Consider the following 20,162-nt stretch of genomic DNA (forward strand, 5'->3'; position numbering starts at 1 on the left):
TGTTAAGATGGTTATAGTTCATGGGATTCTCCTTGATAAATGTTTGTTTTGTCACTCACATTTTATCATTGAACCCATGGACTTTTTTTATTCTTATAGGCTGTTGCACTTATTATGATAATTTATCCATAAAAAAACCTTCAAAGTTGAAGGTTTATGCATTTCGTAAGATGGTCTTATCGACGGCTTTTTTCATGAGCAATAAACAATCCGGTATGATGGCTAGGTTACATGCCACATAGATACCTTGCCAGAATGTCAAGCCCACAAGATAAAGTAAGCTATGGAATACGGTTAGACCAATGACCAATCCCGCAAACATACAAATCAACAACAATTTACGGAGTTGTGTCATTGGAGTACATACAGTATATAAGACGCACAAGGAGTTCCATGAAGCGATGATCGTACAAATCGTGGAGAATTGGGCATCACTCATTTGGAGTGGTTGTCTAAACAAATTCGCAAACACAACGGATAAGATGACCATGATGGCTCCTGGCATCGCTCGTCCAAATACGTGTTGTAAAAAGTGGCCTGTCACTCGTTCTTCATTGGGTTCCAAAGCAAGGACAAAACCGGGAATGCCTGTTCCTAATAAGGAAACCAAAGATAATTGAATGGGCTTAAATGGATAGGCACTAAACCAGAATATCGTGATCAGCGATAGGCCGAATGAAAACATGGTTTTCACTAAAAACAAAGAAGCTGAACGTTGAATGTTATTAATGACAATACGGCCTTCTCGCAAGATCGATGGCATGGCTCGAAATTGATCTTTCAACAAGACCAAGCTAGCAACGCCTTTGGTTGCTTCGGATCCAGATCCCATCGCAATGGAGCAATCGGCTTCTTTTAAGGCCATGACATCATTGACACCATCCCCCGTCATCGCTACGGTATGGCCTTGTTTTTGTAAAGATAAGACCATTTGTTTCTTTTGTTCCGGTGTGACCCGACCAAAAATCGAATAGGTCTGTACTGCTTGATCGATGTCTTTGACCGTGGTCATGTCGACGGCTCTGCCTTTGACACCGGCTTTTTGTGCGATGGCTGCCACGGTACGAGGATCATCTCCAGAAATGATCTTCACGTGCACATTTTGTTTATAGAAATATTGTAAGGTCCGACGAATATTGGGTCGTAATACATCTTGGATCCCAATCAGACCAATCACTTCATTATTCCCGCGAATTTGGTCGCCCATGATTCGTCCTTTTGCTAAAACCAAAACGCGCATGCCTTGTTGTGCATACGATTCGATGCGTTCATTGATCCAATTTTCTTGTTGATTCACGATAAAGGAATAGGCGCCTGTCATATAGGTACGGTTGCCTTCAAACACAACAGCACTGGCTTTTCGACTACTGGAAAAAGGAATCGTACGTATGCAGCGGGCATCGCCTTTGCCTGTATAGGCACGTATAGCTTGTGCCGTGGCATTATCATCATCCAAACAAGAATACATATTGGCTAAGATATAGCGCATTTCTTCATCGGACGTTTTTCCTAGACCATCGGTCAATACAACTTTCATCTTTCCTTGGGTGATGGTTCCGGTCTTATCCAGACAAAGGGTATCGACACGTGCTAAAGTTTCAATACAATATAGTTCTTGTACCAATACTTGTTTACGCGCTAATTTTACCGCTCCCATGGCCAAGGCTGTACTAGTCAATAAGACCAATCCTTCGGGAATCATACCAATGACCCCGGCAACAGTCGATAAAATAGCGCTTCGCCATTGGCTGGTATTTTCCATCAGTTGTTTGATCAACATGATCGATCCGGTTGGGATCAAAACGATCGTTGAAAAGCGGATGATGGAATTGATACTATCGCGCAATTCGGATGGATATTGTTTCTCGCGTTTGGCACTTTCCAAAATGGAATGCGAATACGTATCGGCTCCCACTTTCACAACTTGGGCTTTGGCTTGTCCAGAAACGACAAAGGAACCCGACATCAAGGGATCTCCATATTGTTTGATGATCGAATCGCTTTCACCGGTTAAAATGGATTCATTACATTCAACTTGGCCATCGACCACGATGGCATCCACACTGATCTGATCGCCGGTCTTGACCATCAAGATATCATTTCGCACGATTTTTTCCACGGGAATGCTTTTGATTTTCCCATTGCGTAAGACATTGGCTTTTTGTTGGTTCAATAATGCCAGGTTATCTAATATTTTTTTGGATCGAATTTCTTGAATGATCCCAATAACGGTATTTAAAAAAACCAGGCCCACAAACATCATATTGCGATAAGCGCCTGTAATAAAAACCATCAATCCCAAAACTAAGTTGATCGCATTAAATAATGTATAGAAATTATCATGAATAATTTGTTTATAGGAGCGTGAATTTTTGTCTTCATACACATTGGGTTGTGAACGCAATACGTCTTCATCACTCAATCCGGTTTTTATATTTGTATGCCGTGCTATCTTCAAATTCATATATCAATCTTAACGCAATTTCACATAAAAAAAAAGTGGCGTCCGATCCACTACAGTGATTTGATTTTCATATCAATGGCATGGAAACAGGCGCTTAGATCTTGATGGGATTCCAAAGCTTTTTGAAGCGAAAACATCAATAGGCGTGTATCAAAGGCATAGGTTGTTTCATCATATTGAATGGCTGGCCATTGATTTAAATAATCCAATAATGTATCGATATCATGAATTTGTAGCTTTGTTTGACCATCGCTGACGATCACATCTTCTTGGGTCACGCCTTTTAAGCCATTAAAAATTGAGGTATATAAAGTATCTTGTGTTGGCACATAAAGCGTCTTTGATTGGGGATGCACACTGTTTGTCATCAATTCCTCTGTCGTACATAATTGAATGATTTCTTTACAGCGAGAATCGTCTAAAAAAGCATCGATGGAAACCGGATTGGATTGGTAAATCAACAGTGAATAATTCATGAAAAAACTCCTTTCTATATCGATATATCTTGTGGCAATGTGATTTTTTTGTTGCCTAGATCTCCCAATACCACTTTGATAGGCACATCCGTATACCATTCAACCAATTGTGCATCATCCGTGGCTTGTCGTCCTTCTAATAAAGATTTTTCATAACACATCTTGATCAATGTCGTCTTAAAACATTGTGGTGTTTGCGCATTATATACATGTTGACGCAAAGGCGTTGTTTCAACATATCCATCCTTTACGATCTTGATCGTATCCACACTTGGGATCATCAACAAGCAAGCATCTTCCGTTTCCAATGCGACTTTTAAAGCATCAATTTGTTCTTTGGTCACAAAAGGACGAGCCGCATCATGGATCATCACATAGTCTTGATTCACAAAATGAAGGCCGATCCCCGCACTTTCTTGTCGAGTCAGACCACCTTCGTGCAATTCCACGCGATCGATCTTACTGTATCGTTCTTTCATATAAGCTTCGTCTTCTTTGGCATACATCAAGACCACTTGTTTACATTCGCTATCTTGTAGAAAAATGCCTAGGCTTGAATCTAAGACGGTCTTATTTTTTTTCAAACGATGAAATACTTTATTGTAGGGCAGCTTCATTCGGGTTCCTTTACCCGCTGCCAATAAACATACACTATAGTCCATATTAAACATTATAACAAAATTCCTACGTTATGGATTCACTAAATATTTAATTTTATGAAAAGAGCAAACAAAAAGCGATGCTTGCCTTCATCGCTTCTTGCGTTTGTTTCATATATGTTTTTAGGAGAGAGAGAAATATATGAAGTTTTTTGTACTATTGAGCTTTTCCTTTGCTCAACTGTAATGTACTAAATAATTATCGTAAGATTTTCACTCAATCGTGTGAAAATATGTTTTTCTTATTGTTTGAGCATTCCTAAAGTATTCTGAAAAAAGGGATGGATAATCACAAATTTCTGGTCCCATTTTCTATCGTGGGTCGCACATCGAAACAGGCTATTGTTAAAAAAATTTGAGCAAACAAAAAGCGATGCTTGCCTTCATCGCTCATTGTTTTTTCATATACGTTATTAGGGAGAGAGAAATATATGAAGTTTTTTTACTATTATGAGCTTTTCTTTGCTCAACTGTAATGTACTAAATAATTAACGCGTAAATTTCACTTAATCATGTGAAAATTTGTGAGGTTTCAAAACATTGTGTCAAATTGTGTGAAAATGCAACTTTTATGCGACTTTCCTGTGCATTCTATCTCTTTTGCATATATAATGACAATATGAATGTACAAGAAATACTACAAGAATACAAACGTCAAAACCATATTACCAATGATGAAATTGCACAGGTCTTAGGGGTCACAAAGTCAACGGTATCGCGTTGGTGCAACGGCCAAACCAAACGAATCAATGCGGATACCTTAGAAAAACTATCTCAATTGATGCATCTCGATATCGATCAAATGAAGCGAATGTCTACTTTTTCCTTTGAAAAACCTTTGTTAGGGACTGTAAAAGCTGGGTATGGTTTATTAGCCGAAGAAAATTTAGAAGGCTATATTCCCGTTTCTGAATCGGATTATCGGAAAGGCGATTATTTTCTTCGTGTAACAGGAAATTCGATGATCGACGCTAAGATCCATGATGGCGACTTATTGTATGTGCAGGCCTGCAACGATGTACCAAGTGGCACCATTGCCATCGTATTGATTGGACAAGATGAAGTGTCGGTCAAACGTGTCATCAAGACCGATTCGGTCTTATTATTGGAAGCGGCCAATCCAGATGTAGAGACCAAAGTATTTACCAAACAAGAAGTGGATGAGTTGCCGGTACAAATTATTGGTAAAGTTATTTATGCTCAAACTGAAATAAATTGATTTTTTTCTCGATGAAATCGTATGAATCATTATTGGAATGAAAAATCAAGCCTTGAATTCCTATTTTTTCTAGGTATACTAAAGATGCTTGACAAGAAAATAGTTGAAAGTTCAACTATTTTGAAATAAAGGAGATTTAAAATATGAATGTTATTAAACGAAGTGGTGAAGAAGTATTATTCAATGTCCAGAAAATTTTCAATGCGATTTCCAAAGCAAACCAGGCGACTTTACATACGCCAATGACGGATGAAAACATCCAAGACATTGCCCAGAGTGTAACCGCAAAATGTAAGGCTTTAAAGCGTAGTGCCAATGTCGAAGAAATCCAAGATATGGTCGAAGCGGAATTGATGCAAAAACAATTCTTTTCGGTTGCTCACAACTACATTACCTATCGTTATGAGCGTGCTTTGGTTCGTAAAGCCAATTCAACCGATAAACAAATCATGAGTTTGTTGGAGCGTCAAAATGAAGAAGTGAAACAAGAAAATTCCAATAAGAATCCATTGGTCAACAGTGTACAGCGTGACTATATGGCTGGTGAAGTTTCCAAAGACATCACTAAGCGTTTCTTGTTGCCTCCAGAGATTTCCGAAGCCCATGAAAAAGGCATCATCCACTTTCATGATGCTGACTATTTTGCACAACACATGCATAATTGTTGTTTAGTCAATCTAGAAGACATGCTTCAAAATGGTACGGTCATTAGTGAAACAGGTATTGATAAACCTCATAGCTTTGCGACAGCTTGTAATATCGCGACCCAGATCATTGCGCAAGTGGCCAGTTCTCAATATGGTGGTCAATCCATCACTTTGTCTCACTTAGCCCCATTTGTGGATGTATCTCGTCAAAAAGCCCGTAAAGAGGTGCGTCAAGAATTTGAAGCCGCTGGTATTGAAATTTCGGATCAGAAGGTCAATGAAGTTGCAGAAATGCGTGTTCGTCGTGAAATTGAAAAAGGGGTACAAACTATCCAATACCAGGTCATCACTTTAATGACCACCAATGGTCAAGCGCCTTTTGTCACTGTATTCATGTATTTAAACGAAGTACCGGAAGGACAAACGCGTGATGATCTTGCTTTGATCATTGAAGAAATGTTGAAGCAACGTATTCAAGGGGTAAAAAATGAAAAGGGTGTATTCATTACTCCCGCTTTCCCTAAATTGATTTATTGCTTAGAGGACAACAACATTGAAGAAGATAGTCCATATTTCTATTTGACCAAATTAGCGGCGGAATGTACTGCCAAACGAATGGTTCCTGACTATATTTCGGAAAAGATCATGAAGGAATTAAAAGGCGGCGATGTTTATCCTTGCATGGGTTGTCGTTCTTTCTTGACACCAGATCCGGTTCATCATAAATATTATGGTCGTTTTAACCAAGGTGTCGTTACCATCAACTTGGTTGATGTCGCTTGTTCTTCAAAGAAAGATATGGATGCTTTCTGGAAGATCTTAGATGAACGTTTGGATCTTTGTTATGAGGCTTTGATGTATCGTCACAATCGTTTGAAAGGTACACCAAGTGATGTAGCCCCTATTTTATGGCAAAACGGTGCTTTGGCACGTTTAAAGAAGGGAGAAACCATCGATAAATTGTTGTATGACAATTATTCAACGATTTCTTTAGGCTATGCTGGTATTGCTGAAATGGTCTATTACATGTTAGGGGTTTCGCATACTTCGCCAGAAGGTGAAAAATTTGGTTTAAAAGTCATGCAGTATTTGAATGATTGGTGCAATAAAAAACGCGAAGAAACCAATATTTCTTTCAGTTTGTATGGAACGCCAATGGAATCTACAACATACAAGTTTGCGAAATGTCTACAAGATCGTTTCGGCATCATTCCTCATGTAACGGATAAAAACTACATCACAAACTCGTATCATGTCCATGTCACAGAACAAATCAATGCATTTGATAAATTGACTTTGGAATCTAAATTCCAAAAGTTGTCTCCAGGTGGAGCCATCAGCTATGTAGAAGTGCCAAATATGGAAAACAATATCGATGCAGTCTTAGCTGTCATGAAGCATATCTACAACAACATCATGTATGCCGAATTGAATACAAAGAGCGATTATTGCCAGGTATGTGGTTATACTGGTGAGATCCAGATCGTGGAAGATGAGAATCATAAATTGATCTGGAAGTGTCCAAATTGTGGCAATACGGATCAAGAAAAAATGAATGTGGCTCGTCGTACTTGTGGCTATATTGGCACACAGTTCTGGAATCAAGGACGTACGCAAGAAATCAAAGAGCGTGTATTGCATTTGTAGAATCTTAAAGCTATATGATTGATATCGTATAGCTTTTCTTTTATGGAATAATATTGTCATTTCATTTTGATATTTTTTTCATCACCGTTTGGCATTCTGCCAAATGGTGACTATCTAAATAAGCAATTTCTGGTCAAATATCTTATGAATGAAGGTGAAAAAAGTTTATTTTCGAAAAATTTCTGGTTAATAGAAATGAGCTAGAAACGATTGGACATTATATGAACAATTTTTATCTTTTAATACATGCAAGGAGGTCCAATGACACTTCAACAATTAAAATATCTAGTAACGGTTGCGGAATGTGGCAGTATTACTGCAGCCGCTGAAAAATTATATATTTCCCAACCGAGCTTAAGTACAGCCATTCATAGTCTAGAAAAAGAGATGGGTGTGACCGCTTTTATTCGTTCCAAAAAAGGAATTACGATCACGCATGAAGGGGAACAGCTCTTATCGTATGCGCGAATGTTGTTGGAACAAGCGGACAATATGAAAGAGCATTTTGGTAAGGGAAAAAAGCGAACGCCTAAATTTTCGGTTTCTTGTCAACATTATTCCTTTGCGGTCAATGCCTATGTGGATTTGATTCGTCATTTCGATTCGGATCAATATAGTTTCATTTTACGAGAGACGCAAACTGGAGAAATCATCGATGATGTAGCCAGTGGTCGTAGTGAAATAGGAATCCTTTATTTATCTCCGGATAATGAAGATATCTTATCCAAAATGATCAAAAACAAAGATCTGACTTTTATCGAGCTTTTTGTTGCCGATCCTCATGTCTTTTTAAGTGCCGATCATCCACTCGCTTCTAAAGAAATCATCGAGATTGATGACCTATTCCCTTACCCTTATCTTGTCTATGAACAAGGCGAACAAAATTCCTTTTATTTTTCAGAGGAATTGATTCCAATGTTGGACTTTCCCAAGAATATCCAAGTGCGAGATCGAGCTACCTTATTTAATTTATTGATTGGCCTTCATGGATTTACTGTATGTAGTGGAGTCATTGATCAGAAATTGAATGGAGACAACATCATTGCTCGTCCTTTGCGTTTTGCTTCTAAAATGCGGATTGGATGCATCATTCGTAAACATACGATCTTGAGTCCTTATGCATTATTCTATCAAGAAGCTTTAAAGCGGCATTTATCCATAGTTTAAGTCTATGATATATGTTGTTTTTTCGTATTTATCATTAGAAAGATAGCTTGTTATAATACACCCATAAAACATATGAATTTTAGGAGGTATATATTTATGAGTTCCATTCATGCACCGTATCGATATGATTTTGTGGGTAGCTTTCTTCGTCCTCAACGGGTAAAAGACATCAAAGCAGCTTATCAACAAGGGCGTTGTACAAAAGAAAAATTAGATCAAGTCATCAATGAAGAAATCACTAAGTTAGTAACCAAACAAAAAGAACTGGGATATCACATTATCACAGATGGTGAATTTCGGAGAACCTATTGGCATTTGGATTTTATGTGGGGATTTGAAGGCGTCAAACATCAATTGACCGATGGTGGCGTTCCATTTGCTGGCGAATTAGCTGTGTTGGATGATACCTACCTGGTCGGCAAGATCCGGCCAAAACATCATCCATTTGTAGATTATTTCAAATTCCTACAACAATTTGAAGATGAAGATACTGTAGCTAAATATACGATTCCAGCTCCTGCTCAGTTCTTCCAACAAATGATCGTACCAATGAACATCGATCAAACCCGGAAGTTTTATCCAACCAATGAAACTTTGATCCACGATATCGGCTTAGCTTATCAAGATGTGATCCAACAATTCTATCAAGCTGGTTGTCGCAATTTACAATTGGATGATTGTACATGGGGCGCCATTGTAGGTGATGCCGCAAAACAACGCTATCAATCTCTTGGATTGGATCTGGAACAAGTCAAAGAAGAATTGTTGCAAGTGAATAATTTAGCGCTAGAAAATACACCGAAAGATATGACCATTACATCTCATATTTGTCGTGGAAATTATCATTCAACGTATTTTACGAGCGGTCCTTACGATGGTGTGGCAGACTATGTATTTGCGAAAGAAAATGTCAGTGCTTTGTATCTGGAATATGATGATGAAAGATCGGGCGGTTTTGAACCCTTAGCGAAAGTATCCCCAGATAAAAAAGTTGTTTTAGGTTTGATCACTACCAAAACACCGAAATTGGAAGAGAAGGCCAAGATCATTGCACGTATTCATGAAGCAGCCAAGTACATTCCTTTGGATCGTCTCTATTTAAGTCCTCAATGTGGTTTTGCTTCTTGTGAGATTGGGAATAAGATTACAGAAGATGAGCAATGGGCAAAACTCAAATTGGTCAAAGAAATTGCCCAAGAAGTTTGGAAATCATGAAAAAAATGCATCTTGCTTTCAACAAGGTGCATTCTTTATTTATTGGATAAGAATTTATTTCTTGCCTGAACCACTTGTTTGATATGATCCACTCCTGTTTGACAACAACCGCCAACAGCACTAGCACCTGCTTTCATCCAAATTTCTGCCCAATTTTCATAGGGAATAGGTTGGGTTGGGCCATGCCATGTTTTTGTCAGTGGATCATAGGTTTCGCCACTATTTGGATATACACCAATTGGTAAATCGGTATATTTCTTCCATTCTTGAATTAAGGATTCGACATATTTTGGATCTGTACAATTGATACCGACCATCGCTAAATGAGGCAAACCAGACAATGCTTTGGCACATTCTTCGATAGTTTGGCCTTCATGAGTATATTTGCCGTCTTTACAAGTGAAACTAATCCAATATGTGGCACCCAGTTCTTCTGCTAATTCAGCTTCAATCAAGGCTTCGGATAAAGAAGGCTGGGTCTCCATAATTAAAAGATCCGCTCCTGCTTGCCATAAAAGTTCCATACGCCGCTTATGAAAAGCAATCAGCGTATTTGTATCTATGCCATAATTCCCTCGATATTCCGATCCATCGGCTAAATAAGCACCATAAGGGCCAACAGCTCCTAAGCATAATGGATAAACCCGTCCACTTGCCTTCCCTTCCTCTTGCCACCATTGTTGTCGTGCTTCATGAAACAATGCCACGGACTTTGTAATCAAAGCTTCGGCTTCGGATTCACTATATCCTTTAGCCATTAAGCCAGGTATAGAAGCTTGATAGCTATCGGTAATACCACAATCGGCTCCTGCTTTAAAGTAATCCATATGCACTTGTTTGACCCATTCTGGCTTATTAACCAAAGCACTGGCTGTCCAAAGGCTTTGATTCAAATCATATCCTTTTAGCTCCAAGCCTGTAGCCATGGATCCATCAATGATCATGATCTTTTCTTGATTCAATACATCTTGTAAAGATTGTCTATTCATATTCACTTTCTTCCTTTCCAAATACAACGGGTTCTGGATTTAATCCTGCTTCTTTTTCAGGAATAAAACGGAACCAGAAATCATGGAATAGATCCATGATCACTTTTTGTTTTGAATAAATAAATATCAAAGTAATAATAATGTATATCGCCGATAAAATATCCGTCATGGCCCATAGAGAATCCGCTTTGATATTGTAAAATAAGACACAAGGCAACATATAATAAATCATATAGATCTTAGTTGCCAGTTTATTCTGTTCGGTATCGCCAAATGCATAATTTACAGATTTTTCGCAACTATAATACATACCAATGATCGTTGTCCATGCAAATACGGCAATCGCGATTGCCATAAACCAACCACCCGCTTGACCATAGGCCACTTTAAATGCCACAGTGGTCAATCGAGCACTTGATATATTGGGATAATCAATATATACATTCGTCAGTATCAACGATAAGGCTGTTACCGAACAAACCACGATCGTGTCTAAGAAAACTTCGCCCCATCCCCAGCTAGACTGTCGTACTGGATGATCCGTTTTTGCACTGGCATGGGCAATCATGCCATAGCCGGTTCCGGCATCATTGGAGTAAAGACCTCGTGCAACTCCATAGCGAATTGCATCACGCACTGTAGCTCCAGCAAAGCCACCAATTCCAGCCATGGGTGTAAATGCCGATTTAAAAATCAACAAGAAGGCTTGTGGAACAATGGTAATATGCATGATCAAGATTCCTAACCCACCTAAAATATATACCAGTGCCATAAATGGAACCACCTTTTCCATGACCGAGGATATTCGTTTCAGCCCACCAAAGATAGTCAAAAAGCAAGTCAAACCTAAAACGGAAACCGACAAAATCGGTGCTATTTGAAAACCTTCTTTGAGTGAACTCGTGACTGCTTCCGTTTGTACGCAACATGTCCAAGGTCCTAGGATAAAACAAGCAAATGCTAAAATAACAGCTCCGGTTTTCCAGCCCAAAGCATTGCGCATCACAAATGAACGATCACACATATATTCATCCATGGATTTATTGTATTTCACACGATATCGTTGGCCTAAAATAATTTCACAGGCTTTGGTCGACATGCCGAATAGCCCTGAGATCCACATCCAAAAGATAGCGCCTGGTCCACCAGAAACCAAAGCCGAAGCTACACCGCCAATATTACCAACACCAATCGTGTTGGCCATGGCCGTACAAGCCGCTGCAAATCCGGATACGCTCCCGGTTCCTTGGCCTGGTTGAAACATTTTGCCAAAGGTATTTTGAAAATGAAACTTGATTTTACGAAAGTTATAGCGGAAGCCAAAGCGAATGGATAAATAAATACCGGTTCCAATGAGAACGATGGTCATGGGTGTGCCCCATAGAATATTGGATATTTGTGTTAGTATTCGAAACATGAAAATATTTTCTCACATATCTTTTTTGCTTACAATGTTTTTTCAATTATCTTGTGCATAATATATCAAAGTAGATGTATTTTATCTTTGCATGTATCATATAATCAGAAAAGAAGGAATGACGTATGAATTATGGAAATATAAAAAAATATGATATTGCGAATGGCGAAGGTGTTCGTATTAGTTTATTTGTATCGGGTTGTACGAATCATTGTAAAAATTGTTTCCAACCCGAAACATGGGATTTTGCCTATGGAAAGCCCTACACCAAAGAAACTGAAGCGGAAATTCTTGATTTTTTGAAAAACGATTTCTGTAAAGGCTTGTCCCTTTTAGGTGGTGATCCCTTTGAATTTTCAAATCAAGAAGAATTGGTCCAACTTTGTAAGAAAGCCAAGGAACTTTATCCGAAGAAAGATATTTGGGCTTGGACCGGCTTTATTTTAGATCAAGATCTATTGGATGGAGGTCGTCGTCATGGTCCTATGACTGATGAATTGTTGTCTTATATTGATGTGCTGGTCGATGGTCCTTTCGTAGAAGAAAAAAAGAACATTCAGTTAGCTTTTCGTGGATCGGAAAATCAACGTGTCATTGATTTGAAGAAGAGCTTAGCACAAAATGAGATTGTCTTATATCTTGACTAAACGAGAAAATTGATATAAGGTGTATTTGTAACAAATCAATAACGTCTTTGGGGCAGGGTGAAATTCCCTACCGATGGTAAAGTCCATGACCCTCATATGAGGCTGAACTGGTGAAATTCCAGTACCGACGGTTAGAGTCCGGATGGGAAAAGACAGAAACAGATGTTTTTCATGGTGTGCCCCTTGTGGTACACCATTTTTTTGTTTCAAAGATGCAAGAAAGGGAGTAAAGAAATGGAAGTTAATAACCGAACAAAGAAAGTCACACGATGTGGCATGTTGATTGGAATTGCGATCATCTTGCAGTATATTGAAATTTCAATTCCAATCATGCCTAGTTTCATTAAATTGGATTTTTCTGATTTACCAGAATTGATTGGTGCTTTTGCCTATGGTCCATTCACTGGTGTATTGATTGCTTTGATCAAAAACATCATTCATATGGCAGTGAGTCAGTCTGGTTTTGTGGGTGAATTATCCAATTTCCTTTTAGGTGCTACGTTTGCAGCTGTAGCTGGCTATGTATTTCAAAAAAATCCAACCAAATCTGGTGTCTTCAAAGCAAGTGCATTGGGTGCTGTTGCCATGGCACTGATCAGTTGGCCCATCAATTATTGGATCATTTATCCATTATATTATAATGTATTAGGCTTTCCTGAAGTTGCCATCTTACAAATGTATCAATTATTGATCCCATCCATCAAAAGTATTGGCCAAGCTCTATTGATCTTCAATGTGCCATTCACTTTAATCAAAGGGATCCTTAATGGTGTGATCATGATTTTGATCTATAACCGTATTCAATTTATTTTTCATGAAAAATAGTATTCTCCAATGATTCAACTTCATTGTAAGCATGATGGAACTGCATCATTCCATCATGCTTTTTATTTTGACCATAGCTTGACCTAATGTATCAAATACACCATATAAGGACGTTTTCCATTCTGGATCTGGTTGTACAAGATCTGGAATCATGATGGTCGGAAAGCCACCACGAAGACCGGCTTTCACACCATTGATCGCATCTTCAAAGACCAGGCAATATTTGGGCTCTACCTGCAATCGATGGGCTGCTTCCCAAAAAACATCCGGTGATGGTTTTCCATGTGCGACTTCTTGTGTACTGACAATGACTGAAAAATATTCATCAATATCCACCAGTTTTAAGTTTCGTTCAATCAATGAACAAGGTGAACCCGAAGCAACTGCCATAGGAATCGAAATTGATTCAAAATAGGAAAGAATTTCTTTGACCCCAGGTTTTAACACTAAATCATTTGCTTCTCGATCGATCACCGCATTCATGACATCTTTCATAAATGCGATCCCATCAATAGAAAACCGTGAAAACATAATACTCGCAATATGATCAGGACTTGCCCCTGCAAAGGTATCTGTTAAAGATCTTGTCAATGAAATATCATATGCTTTTCCCGTATCTTCAAGTGCAGACTGATAAATTCGTTGTGTATCAATCAACAATCCATCTAAATCAAATATGGCAGCATGTATCCTATTCATGTTTTTTTCTCCATTCTCATAGCAAAATATACGCAAAGATAATAACCTCGCTCTCTTTCTAGTCACTCTCACTCATCCTAAAACTAGAGTGGACTTAAAATCATAGAAAATTAGTCAATACTGAACTGCCGATATCATTTTAATAACTGTCTTTACATCCATGTTATTTCGACATATAGTCTAACAAACAGTTCATTCATTTCATATAAATTCTTGATTTTCTACTCCATTCATACCTAAATGATTATTAATTCAACATAGGCTAGGCAATAATTTCATCGTAGAAACTATAGAATTTCAACAAACGCATAAAGGTTAGACGATGACGTACATATGGACTTAATTTCAATGTCAATGAGCGAAGACTTTCATCCAGGCCAATTTCAGGCAATGTTGTCAATCCATGCACATCTTTTAACCAACGAATTTCTTGTTCCGCACTTGGCAGATCTTCCAATATTTTTATGATATCAGCTTCATGGTCTTTCAATTGCTGACCAGTGATTCCTGCCATTACATTGTCTTCATTTTCTTTTAAGATTTCTGCTTGAAGAACAGGATTTTTGAAATATTCCTTAATGAAATCAACTTCCACATCCATACGTTCTTTTACTGTATAGTTGCCTTCTTTTAATTTCTCTAATGCTTTTTTATAGACAGCCGAAGTGATGCATAGACCAACACCAACCTTTTCTCCATGTAGATAATCAATTGGTTCATTGATAGCTGCTTCTTCCCATAAATGAGAGCAATGATGCTCACATCCAGAAGCAGGACGGGAATAGGTCATGATCTGCATGGCCAGGCCAGAAAGCAATAATCCGTACATTAAGTTTTCATATGCTGATAAATCCCCTGATCCAATACCATCCAGGTTATTGACCAGATCTTTCAAAATATCGTATTCCCAGTTTACAATTGGCCAGCTGATATATTCTCCCGTTACGGCTGAAGCAATCCGCCAATCACACAAAGCCGTATATTTGCCTAATAAGTCCCCTACTCCGCTTGCCGTTAATCGTTTGGGTGCATTCGCAAAGATTTCACTATCGGCTAATACAAAAATAGGACTGACCGCTGTGAATGTCTTTTTCATCCCTTTCCAAGTCATGGCTGCCATGGTAGATACAAAGCCGTCTACAGAAGCGGCCGTTGGAATGGATAAAAAATTGATTTTCTTATGATAAGCATGATACCGAGTGATATCATGGATCGTACCGGATCCGCACGCAATCATGAAATCAACATCTGGATATTGTTTTAAGCCTTCTTCGGCCAATCCAACTCCATGTTCATCGGCATGCAAGTTTGTTGGATCCAAAATAATCGTATGAACACTCGGTAAAAGTTGTTCAACTTTTTTACCAGCGGCTTCATATGTGTTTTTATCACAAATCATGACAATGTTCTTATACTGTGGATATTTTTCACTTAATACCTGTGGCAATTTATTGATTGCCCCTTTTTCAATGATCAAATCATCAACATAGATCTTTTGATCCTTTTCAGGATCACACAATCCTTTGATCTTATTTACATCAATCTGCATATTTACCCCTTTCTATTCACTCTACAAGTCTTTGTTTTGGTGTTTGTTTTATCGATTTTTTCTTTTTTTTCTTTTCTTCGTATACTGCTTTATCGAGTGCAATGTGATCTCGAATATATTCTCGAGTCTCATCCAAAGTAACATTTTTTATCCCCTCTTTTTTCAAAGGTATCATTTCACTTGGATAGCATAGGATCAATAAATCATCAGTTTCCTTTATCTCAACGATCGAATGCCATTTATAATCCATTCGGTGACCATCAATAGAATAATGAACTTTATCGGATAATGTGATGTCTATTTTATTATTGACTCTTCCATATTTTTTCTTATATCGATTGATTTGTCGTTTCGTCACCATATGTCGAGATGAAAATATCTCGCCAAAAGCCATCAGGGCTGCAATTCCAAGCCAAACGTAATTCATATGTGATCCAGGATTTGTCATAAAACCATATACACCCAGCAGGATTCCCATGATCATTACCCCAACAATTGGAATTTCATTTTGTCTATTGGCTGTATTGATATATTGTTTAATAATTTCTTCGCTATTTGTGTATTTACACGTGATCTTCTTGGTTGACATATGATTCCCCTTTTCATTAAAAAGTAAACATAAAGCCACAGAAGAATCTGTGGCTCTCAATGAATGGCTATTCTGATTCTTGACCTTGTTTGATATAAGTCGCAAGTTTTGCTGGAAGATCTTTTATATCTGTGTCATATAGGTCTTGCATTTTTTCGGTATTGGCGAACAATCCCATCAAATGTTGTAAAATTTCCATATGACTCGAATCTGTCAATGCTAGATTAAATACCATTTTCGCTGATATATCTTCTGTTTCATCATCCATGCGTCGAAAACAAACGGGCTTATCCAATTTCAACATACAAATAGCATTTTTTACTACTCCGGATGCTTCTGAATGTGGCATTGCTACGGGAACAACCGTTGGCAAGCCTGTAGGATATTCTTTTTCTCGATTGATACAATTTGACTCGAATTGATCAGTTACATATCCTTCTTCCTTTAATTTCTGGGCACAAAGGTGTATCGCTTCAAAATCTGTGTTTGCATGCCCTTCTATTGCAAAATATTTCATATCATCCATGTAATGCGCATCCTCCAAAATCATCTATTACATCATAAATAAACGGTGAATAATTTCTAGTAACACGTTCATCAAGTTATATCCGAAGAATGAATCGGTTACCATACCTTTAACTTTCAATCCTGTTGTTGATACCATCATTGTTGCTTCTGGTGCAAATACGTTTGTTGCCCAAGCAATGAAAGTGATCATGATGATACAAGAAATCAATGTACGAATGAAATTACCACGGTGTGCTAATGTTGGCATTACAACTGTGTAACATACAACAGACAAGATGCCAACAGGGAAGTAATTCATATTTGGAATGATAAATGCACATAAGATGGTATATGGAATCATGATAGCTGTAATAACGATACATGTTGGATCACCTAAACCTAAACATACATCCATACCAATCAACAATGTGTCATCTTCACCAACCCATTTCGACATAAATTCGTTGGCTGCACCGCCAATTGGTGTGATACCTTCCATCATTACGGCAACCATACGTGGAATCAATACCAATACAGAAGCAAAACCAATGGCCATTTTGAATACACCCGTAACGTCTTGATGAGTCATCAAAGCCAAAATAACACCAACAACAATACCGATGAACGAAGATTCACCAAAAACACCTAATTTTTGTGATAATTCATCCACGTTTACATTTACTTTATTTAATCCAGGAATTTTACTATATAATTTATCCAATGCTTCAAAAATTGGATACATTAATACAAATGATGCCGTCGAGCAAGTTGTACCTTCCAATCCATAATAATCTTGCCAAGCTGGAGCAACATGTTCACCAAATTTAATAGCTACAACTGCCATGATCAAGGTAATCAAGACACCAATCCAAACATTATTAAACATCGCATAAGCCAATGCACCTGGAATCAACATATGGATAAAGTTCCAAATATCCACATTCATTACTTTTGTCCATTTCATTCGAATCATAATGATGTTGATAATGAAGATAACGGGTACAACAAATGGTGCAAATGGCACGGACCAAGATGCCGCCCCAACAGCTGCCCATCCCATATCGGTAACAGTATATCCATGTCCTAATTTCGAGTAAAAATCAACAGCTGGTTGAATGGTCGTAAACAATAAATTAATGACCAGACCTAATCCATTAAATCCAATACCTACTAATAAACCTGCTTTTAATGCTTCACCAAACTTCATTCTGAATACTAAACCTAGAATCAAAATCATGATTGGCAAGATGGCTGTAGCGCCCATTCCTAATAATGTTTGGACGGCGTTCATTAAAATATCCATATTCTAAATCTCTCCTTAATTCTTTTCTTATTCTTGTTTTGCAAGTACTTCTTTACATGTTTGCACAATTTCTTTGGCTACTTTGTCTTTTCCAATTCCCGAAATCAAACCAAAAACTTTAATCAATGGTTTGTCAATATGTCCTCGGAAATTCGATGTGGTCATCACAATATCCATATTCTTAGCGGAAGATTGAATCGTTTGAACGGTTCCTTTATGTACATTTACTGGAATACCGTTTTCTTTACAAATCTTTTTCACAGCTTCTGCTGCAACAGAACTTGAAGCGATTCCACTTCCACACGCTACTAAAATTTCAACTGGTCTTTCTGCCATATTTCATTCCTCCTATACTATTCATTTGGTAATAGATCTTTATTCTTTTCTTCATTTGGAATCAATACAACCTTGATTGCTTCACCTGTTTTAGTTAATTGAATTCCTTCATTGATTTTGCTCAATGGTAAAATATGTGTGATAAATTTCTTAGCTTCAAATGCATCGGATAAAGCCAAATGGAATGATTGTTCCACTTGAATACTGTTTGCTCCAAAATGGCCATAGATCCATAAACCATTGTAGTGTGCGTAATTCGTGTCAATTTCAGCCAATTTACCTTTAGCGACACCTCCAAACCAAACAGTGATACCACCTTTACGTGTCATGTATAATGCCTGATTCTGCGTCACGGTAACTGGTGTTGCTGAAATGACCTTATCCGCGCCTTTTCCGTGAGTCCACTTTTTAATAGCTTCGACTGGATCTTCCTTCGAAGAATTGACATACAAATCCGCACCAAATCGTTTCGCTAATTCTAGTCTTTCTTCATTCAATTCCACCATCGCAATTTTTGTAGCACCTCTTAATCGTGCTAATTGAATATGGAAACATCCAATAGGACCGGCCCCAATCACAACGACAGTATCGCCATATCGAACATCAATATTATCCTGACATGCATAGACCGATGATAGCGGTTCGGCTAACGTAGCGGCTATGACATCTTGATCCGGTGCTAATTTAAATACGGAATCTCGCGATAATTGGGTACCGGTAACGACATAGTAATCCGCAAATCCACCTACACGTTCTGTGTATTTTCCTTGGTTTTCACACATTTCCGAATGTCCAGAACGACAGGCCTCACAATGTCCACAATGATCAGCTGGATAAACATAAATATTTTCACCTAATTCATATCCTTTGACTTGAGGACCTTTTTCAACAATTTCACCAACGATTTCATGTCCATATACGTGCGGATATTTACCTTGACGAGAATCGGTTGTCATATTACGAATATCAGATCCACACAAACCAACGGCCCGTACATTAATAATCAAACCATCCTCAGGACAAACTGGTGTTTCTATCTCTTCCACACGAATATCATTAGGACCATACATTACTGCTGCTTTCATCTTACATACCTCCTTTCCTATCGCTTTGCTTTCTTTATGGCTTCCAGATCTTCATCGGAAAGATTGGAAACGCCCATTGTCTTAGCCAAATTATAAATTTTTAATACTTCTTCTGTTGCTTCAACAACAGCACATGCATGCTCTAATGTTTTTGCCACACATACCAAACCATGATTCGCTAGCAATACAATGTCATGTCCTTGAATCGCTTCGGATAGACCATTTGTGATATCCAAGCTACCCGGTAATCCATAAGGAATGCATGGAATTCCATCATGTAAGATGGCGAATGTGGTTGAGCAACGAATGTCAATGCTCTTGTTGCAATACGCATAGGCTGTCATGTAAGGTGCATGCACATGTACAACGGCATTGCAATCTGGCCTTGCAGCTAATGCCACTTTATGCAACAAATATTCACTCGAACGTCTTTTCTTTCCATCTACTTGATCATCGCCTTTCATAACGGCGATATCTTCAGGCTTCAAAAACTCTTTTCTGGTAGATGTTGGAGTAACATATAATAAATCGTTTTCACGATCATAAATGGAAATATTGCCTTCCAGAGAATTTACAAGCCCTTTCTGATCAAGAATTTTAGAATAAAGTACAACTTGTTCCTTTATTTCTTCTGAATTCATTCATTGATTCCTCCTTTTTTTATTTATCGTTTTTGAATACGCTTTCAATTTAAACGATATTCAACATTATGAAAAGAAGTA

General features: G+C 38.0%; 19 protein-coding genes and 1 riboswitch. Of the genes, 6 read left to right on the forward strand and 13 right to left on the reverse strand.

The annotated features are described in order from the left end of the window. Nucleotides 1–154: 154 nt before the first annotated feature. From MOZ64_RS10790 to ispD, 3 genes are read right to left on the reverse strand one after another with little or no spacing between them, the layout of a single operon-like run. Nucleotides 155–2,464 (reverse strand): HAD-IC family P-type ATPase, encoded by a 2,310-nt coding sequence (locus MOZ64_RS10790; protein ID WP_320326561.1) that lies wholly within the window; start codon nucleotides 2,462–2,464, stop codon nucleotides 155–157. Nucleotides 2,465–2,514: 50 nt separating this feature from the next. Then, complete coding sequence (locus tag MOZ64_RS10795) at nucleotides 2,515–2,940, reverse strand: glycosyltransferase family protein (RefSeq protein ID WP_320326562.1); 426 nt, start codon at nucleotides 2,938–2,940, stop codon at nucleotides 2,515–2,517. A gap of 14 nt (nucleotides 2,941–2,954) precedes the next feature. Further along, nucleotides 2,955–3,602: a 2-C-methyl-D-erythritol 4-phosphate cytidylyltransferase gene (ispD, locus tag MOZ64_RS10800; protein ID WP_320326563.1), complete on the reverse strand. Its 648-nt coding sequence runs from the start codon at nucleotides 3,600–3,602 to the stop codon at nucleotides 2,955–2,957. A gap of 616 nt (nucleotides 3,603–4,218) precedes the next feature. Here ispD and MOZ64_RS10805 point away from each other — a divergent pair. The 4 genes from MOZ64_RS10805 (at nucleotide 4,219) to MOZ64_RS10820 (ending at nucleotide 9,494) form a co-directional block, all read left to right on the forward strand. Then, entirely contained in the window at nucleotides 4,219–4,818 is a 600-nt protein-coding gene (locus MOZ64_RS10805; protein ID WP_320326564.1) for a LexA family protein, read from the forward strand. 143 nt (nucleotides 4,819–4,961) lie between these two features. Beyond that, nucleotides 4,962–7,112, forward strand: a complete 2,151-nt coding sequence (gene nrdD, locus MOZ64_RS10810) for an anaerobic ribonucleoside-triphosphate reductase (RefSeq protein ID WP_320326565.1) — start codon at nucleotides 4,962–4,964, stop codon at nucleotides 7,110–7,112. Between the two features lie 261 nt (nucleotides 7,113–7,373). Further along, the gene (locus MOZ64_RS10815; protein ID WP_320326566.1) at nucleotides 7,374–8,279 is read left to right on the forward strand and encodes a LysR family transcriptional regulator; all 906 of its coding nucleotides are present in this window, start codon (nucleotides 7,374–7,376) and stop codon (nucleotides 8,277–8,279) included. A 96-nt stretch (nucleotides 8,280–8,375) separates the two neighbouring features. Beyond that, a complete protein-coding gene (locus tag MOZ64_RS10820) occupies nucleotides 8,376–9,494 on the forward strand; it encodes a 5-methyltetrahydropteroyltriglutamate--homocysteine S-methyltransferase (protein WP_320326567.1) in 1,119 nt (372 codons plus the stop codon). 35 nt (nucleotides 9,495–9,529) lie between these two features. Here MOZ64_RS10820 and mmuM read toward each other — a convergent pair whose 3' ends face one another. Both mmuM and MOZ64_RS10830 read right to left on the reverse strand, forming a co-directional pair. Further along, complete coding sequence (gene mmuM / locus MOZ64_RS10825) at nucleotides 9,530–10,483, reverse strand: homocysteine S-methyltransferase (protein ID WP_320326568.1); 954 nt, start codon at nucleotides 10,481–10,483, stop codon at nucleotides 9,530–9,532. After that, nucleotides 10,476–11,900 carry an alanine/glycine:cation symporter family protein gene (locus MOZ64_RS10830; protein ID WP_320326569.1) on the reverse strand — a complete coding sequence of 475 codons (1,425 nt, stop codon included), beginning with the start codon at nucleotides 11,898–11,900 and terminating at the stop codon, nucleotides 10,476–10,478. Before MOZ64_RS10830 ends, mmuM begins: the two co-directional genes overlap by 8 nt. Before the next feature lie 125 nt (nucleotides 11,901–12,025). Between MOZ64_RS10830 and nrdG the strand changes: the two genes are divergently transcribed. Together nrdG and MOZ64_RS10840 are read left to right on the forward strand one after the other, a co-directional pair. Beyond that, nucleotides 12,026–12,547 (forward strand): anaerobic ribonucleoside-triphosphate reductase activating protein, encoded by a 522-nt coding sequence (gene nrdG, locus MOZ64_RS10835; protein ID WP_320326570.1) that lies wholly within the window; start codon nucleotides 12,026–12,028, stop codon nucleotides 12,545–12,547. 39 nt (nucleotides 12,548–12,586) lie between these two features. Further along, a riboswitch (FMN riboswitch) is annotated at nucleotides 12,587–12,705 on the forward strand. A 76-nt stretch (nucleotides 12,706–12,781) separates the two neighbouring features. After that, a complete protein-coding gene (locus MOZ64_RS10840; RefSeq protein ID WP_320326571.1) occupies nucleotides 12,782–13,372 on the forward strand; it encodes an ECF transporter S component in 591 nt (196 codons plus the stop codon). Nucleotides 13,373–13,417: 45 nt separating this feature from the next. Here the strand turns inward: MOZ64_RS10840 and MOZ64_RS10845 are convergent, their stop codons facing one another. From MOZ64_RS10845 to MOZ64_RS10880, 8 genes are all read right to left on the reverse strand, one after another. Continuing rightward, nucleotides 13,418–14,071 (reverse strand): HAD family hydrolase, encoded by a 654-nt coding sequence (locus MOZ64_RS10845; RefSeq protein ID WP_320326572.1) that lies wholly within the window; start codon nucleotides 14,069–14,071, stop codon nucleotides 13,418–13,420. Between the two features lie 262 nt (nucleotides 14,072–14,333). Beyond that, on the reverse strand, nucleotides 14,334–15,620 hold the full coding sequence (locus tag MOZ64_RS10850) for a sn-glycerol-1-phosphate dehydrogenase (RefSeq protein ID WP_320326573.1): 1,287 nt from the start codon (nucleotides 15,618–15,620) through the stop codon (nucleotides 14,334–14,336). A 16-nt stretch (nucleotides 15,621–15,636) separates the two neighbouring features. Beyond that, entirely contained in the window at nucleotides 15,637–16,104 is a 468-nt protein-coding gene (locus MOZ64_RS10855; RefSeq protein WP_320326574.1) for a hypothetical protein, read from the reverse strand. A 172-nt stretch (nucleotides 16,105–16,276) separates the two neighbouring features. Next, on the reverse strand, nucleotides 16,277–16,735 hold the full coding sequence (locus MOZ64_RS10860; RefSeq protein WP_317313004.1) for a PTS sugar transporter subunit IIA: 459 nt from the start codon (nucleotides 16,733–16,735) through the stop codon (nucleotides 16,277–16,279). Between the two features lie 27 nt (nucleotides 16,736–16,762). Next, nucleotides 16,763–18,019 (reverse strand): PTS transporter subunit IIC, encoded by a 1,257-nt coding sequence (locus tag MOZ64_RS10865; protein ID WP_320326575.1) that lies wholly within the window; start codon nucleotides 18,017–18,019, stop codon nucleotides 16,763–16,765. Between the two features lie 27 nt (nucleotides 18,020–18,046). Further along, on the reverse strand, nucleotides 18,047–18,355 hold the full coding sequence (locus MOZ64_RS10870) for a PTS sugar transporter subunit IIB (RefSeq protein WP_320326576.1): 309 nt from the start codon (nucleotides 18,353–18,355) through the stop codon (nucleotides 18,047–18,049). A 17-nt stretch (nucleotides 18,356–18,372) separates the two neighbouring features. Next, complete coding sequence (locus MOZ64_RS10875; RefSeq protein ID WP_320326577.1) at nucleotides 18,373–19,440, reverse strand: zinc-binding dehydrogenase; 1,068 nt, start codon at nucleotides 19,438–19,440, stop codon at nucleotides 18,373–18,375. Between the two features lie 17 nt (nucleotides 19,441–19,457). Next, nucleotides 19,458–20,081: a class II aldolase/adducin family protein gene (locus MOZ64_RS10880; protein WP_320326578.1), complete on the reverse strand. Its 624-nt coding sequence runs from the start codon at nucleotides 20,079–20,081 to the stop codon at nucleotides 19,458–19,460. Nucleotides 20,082–20,162 lie beyond the last annotated feature (81 nt).

Origin of the sequence: Absicoccus intestinalis (assembly GCF_033971885.1) — a bacterium.
GTDB classification, from domain to species: domain Bacteria; phylum Bacillota_I; class Bacilli_A; order Erysipelotrichales; family Erysipelotrichaceae; genus Absicoccus; species Absicoccus intestinalis.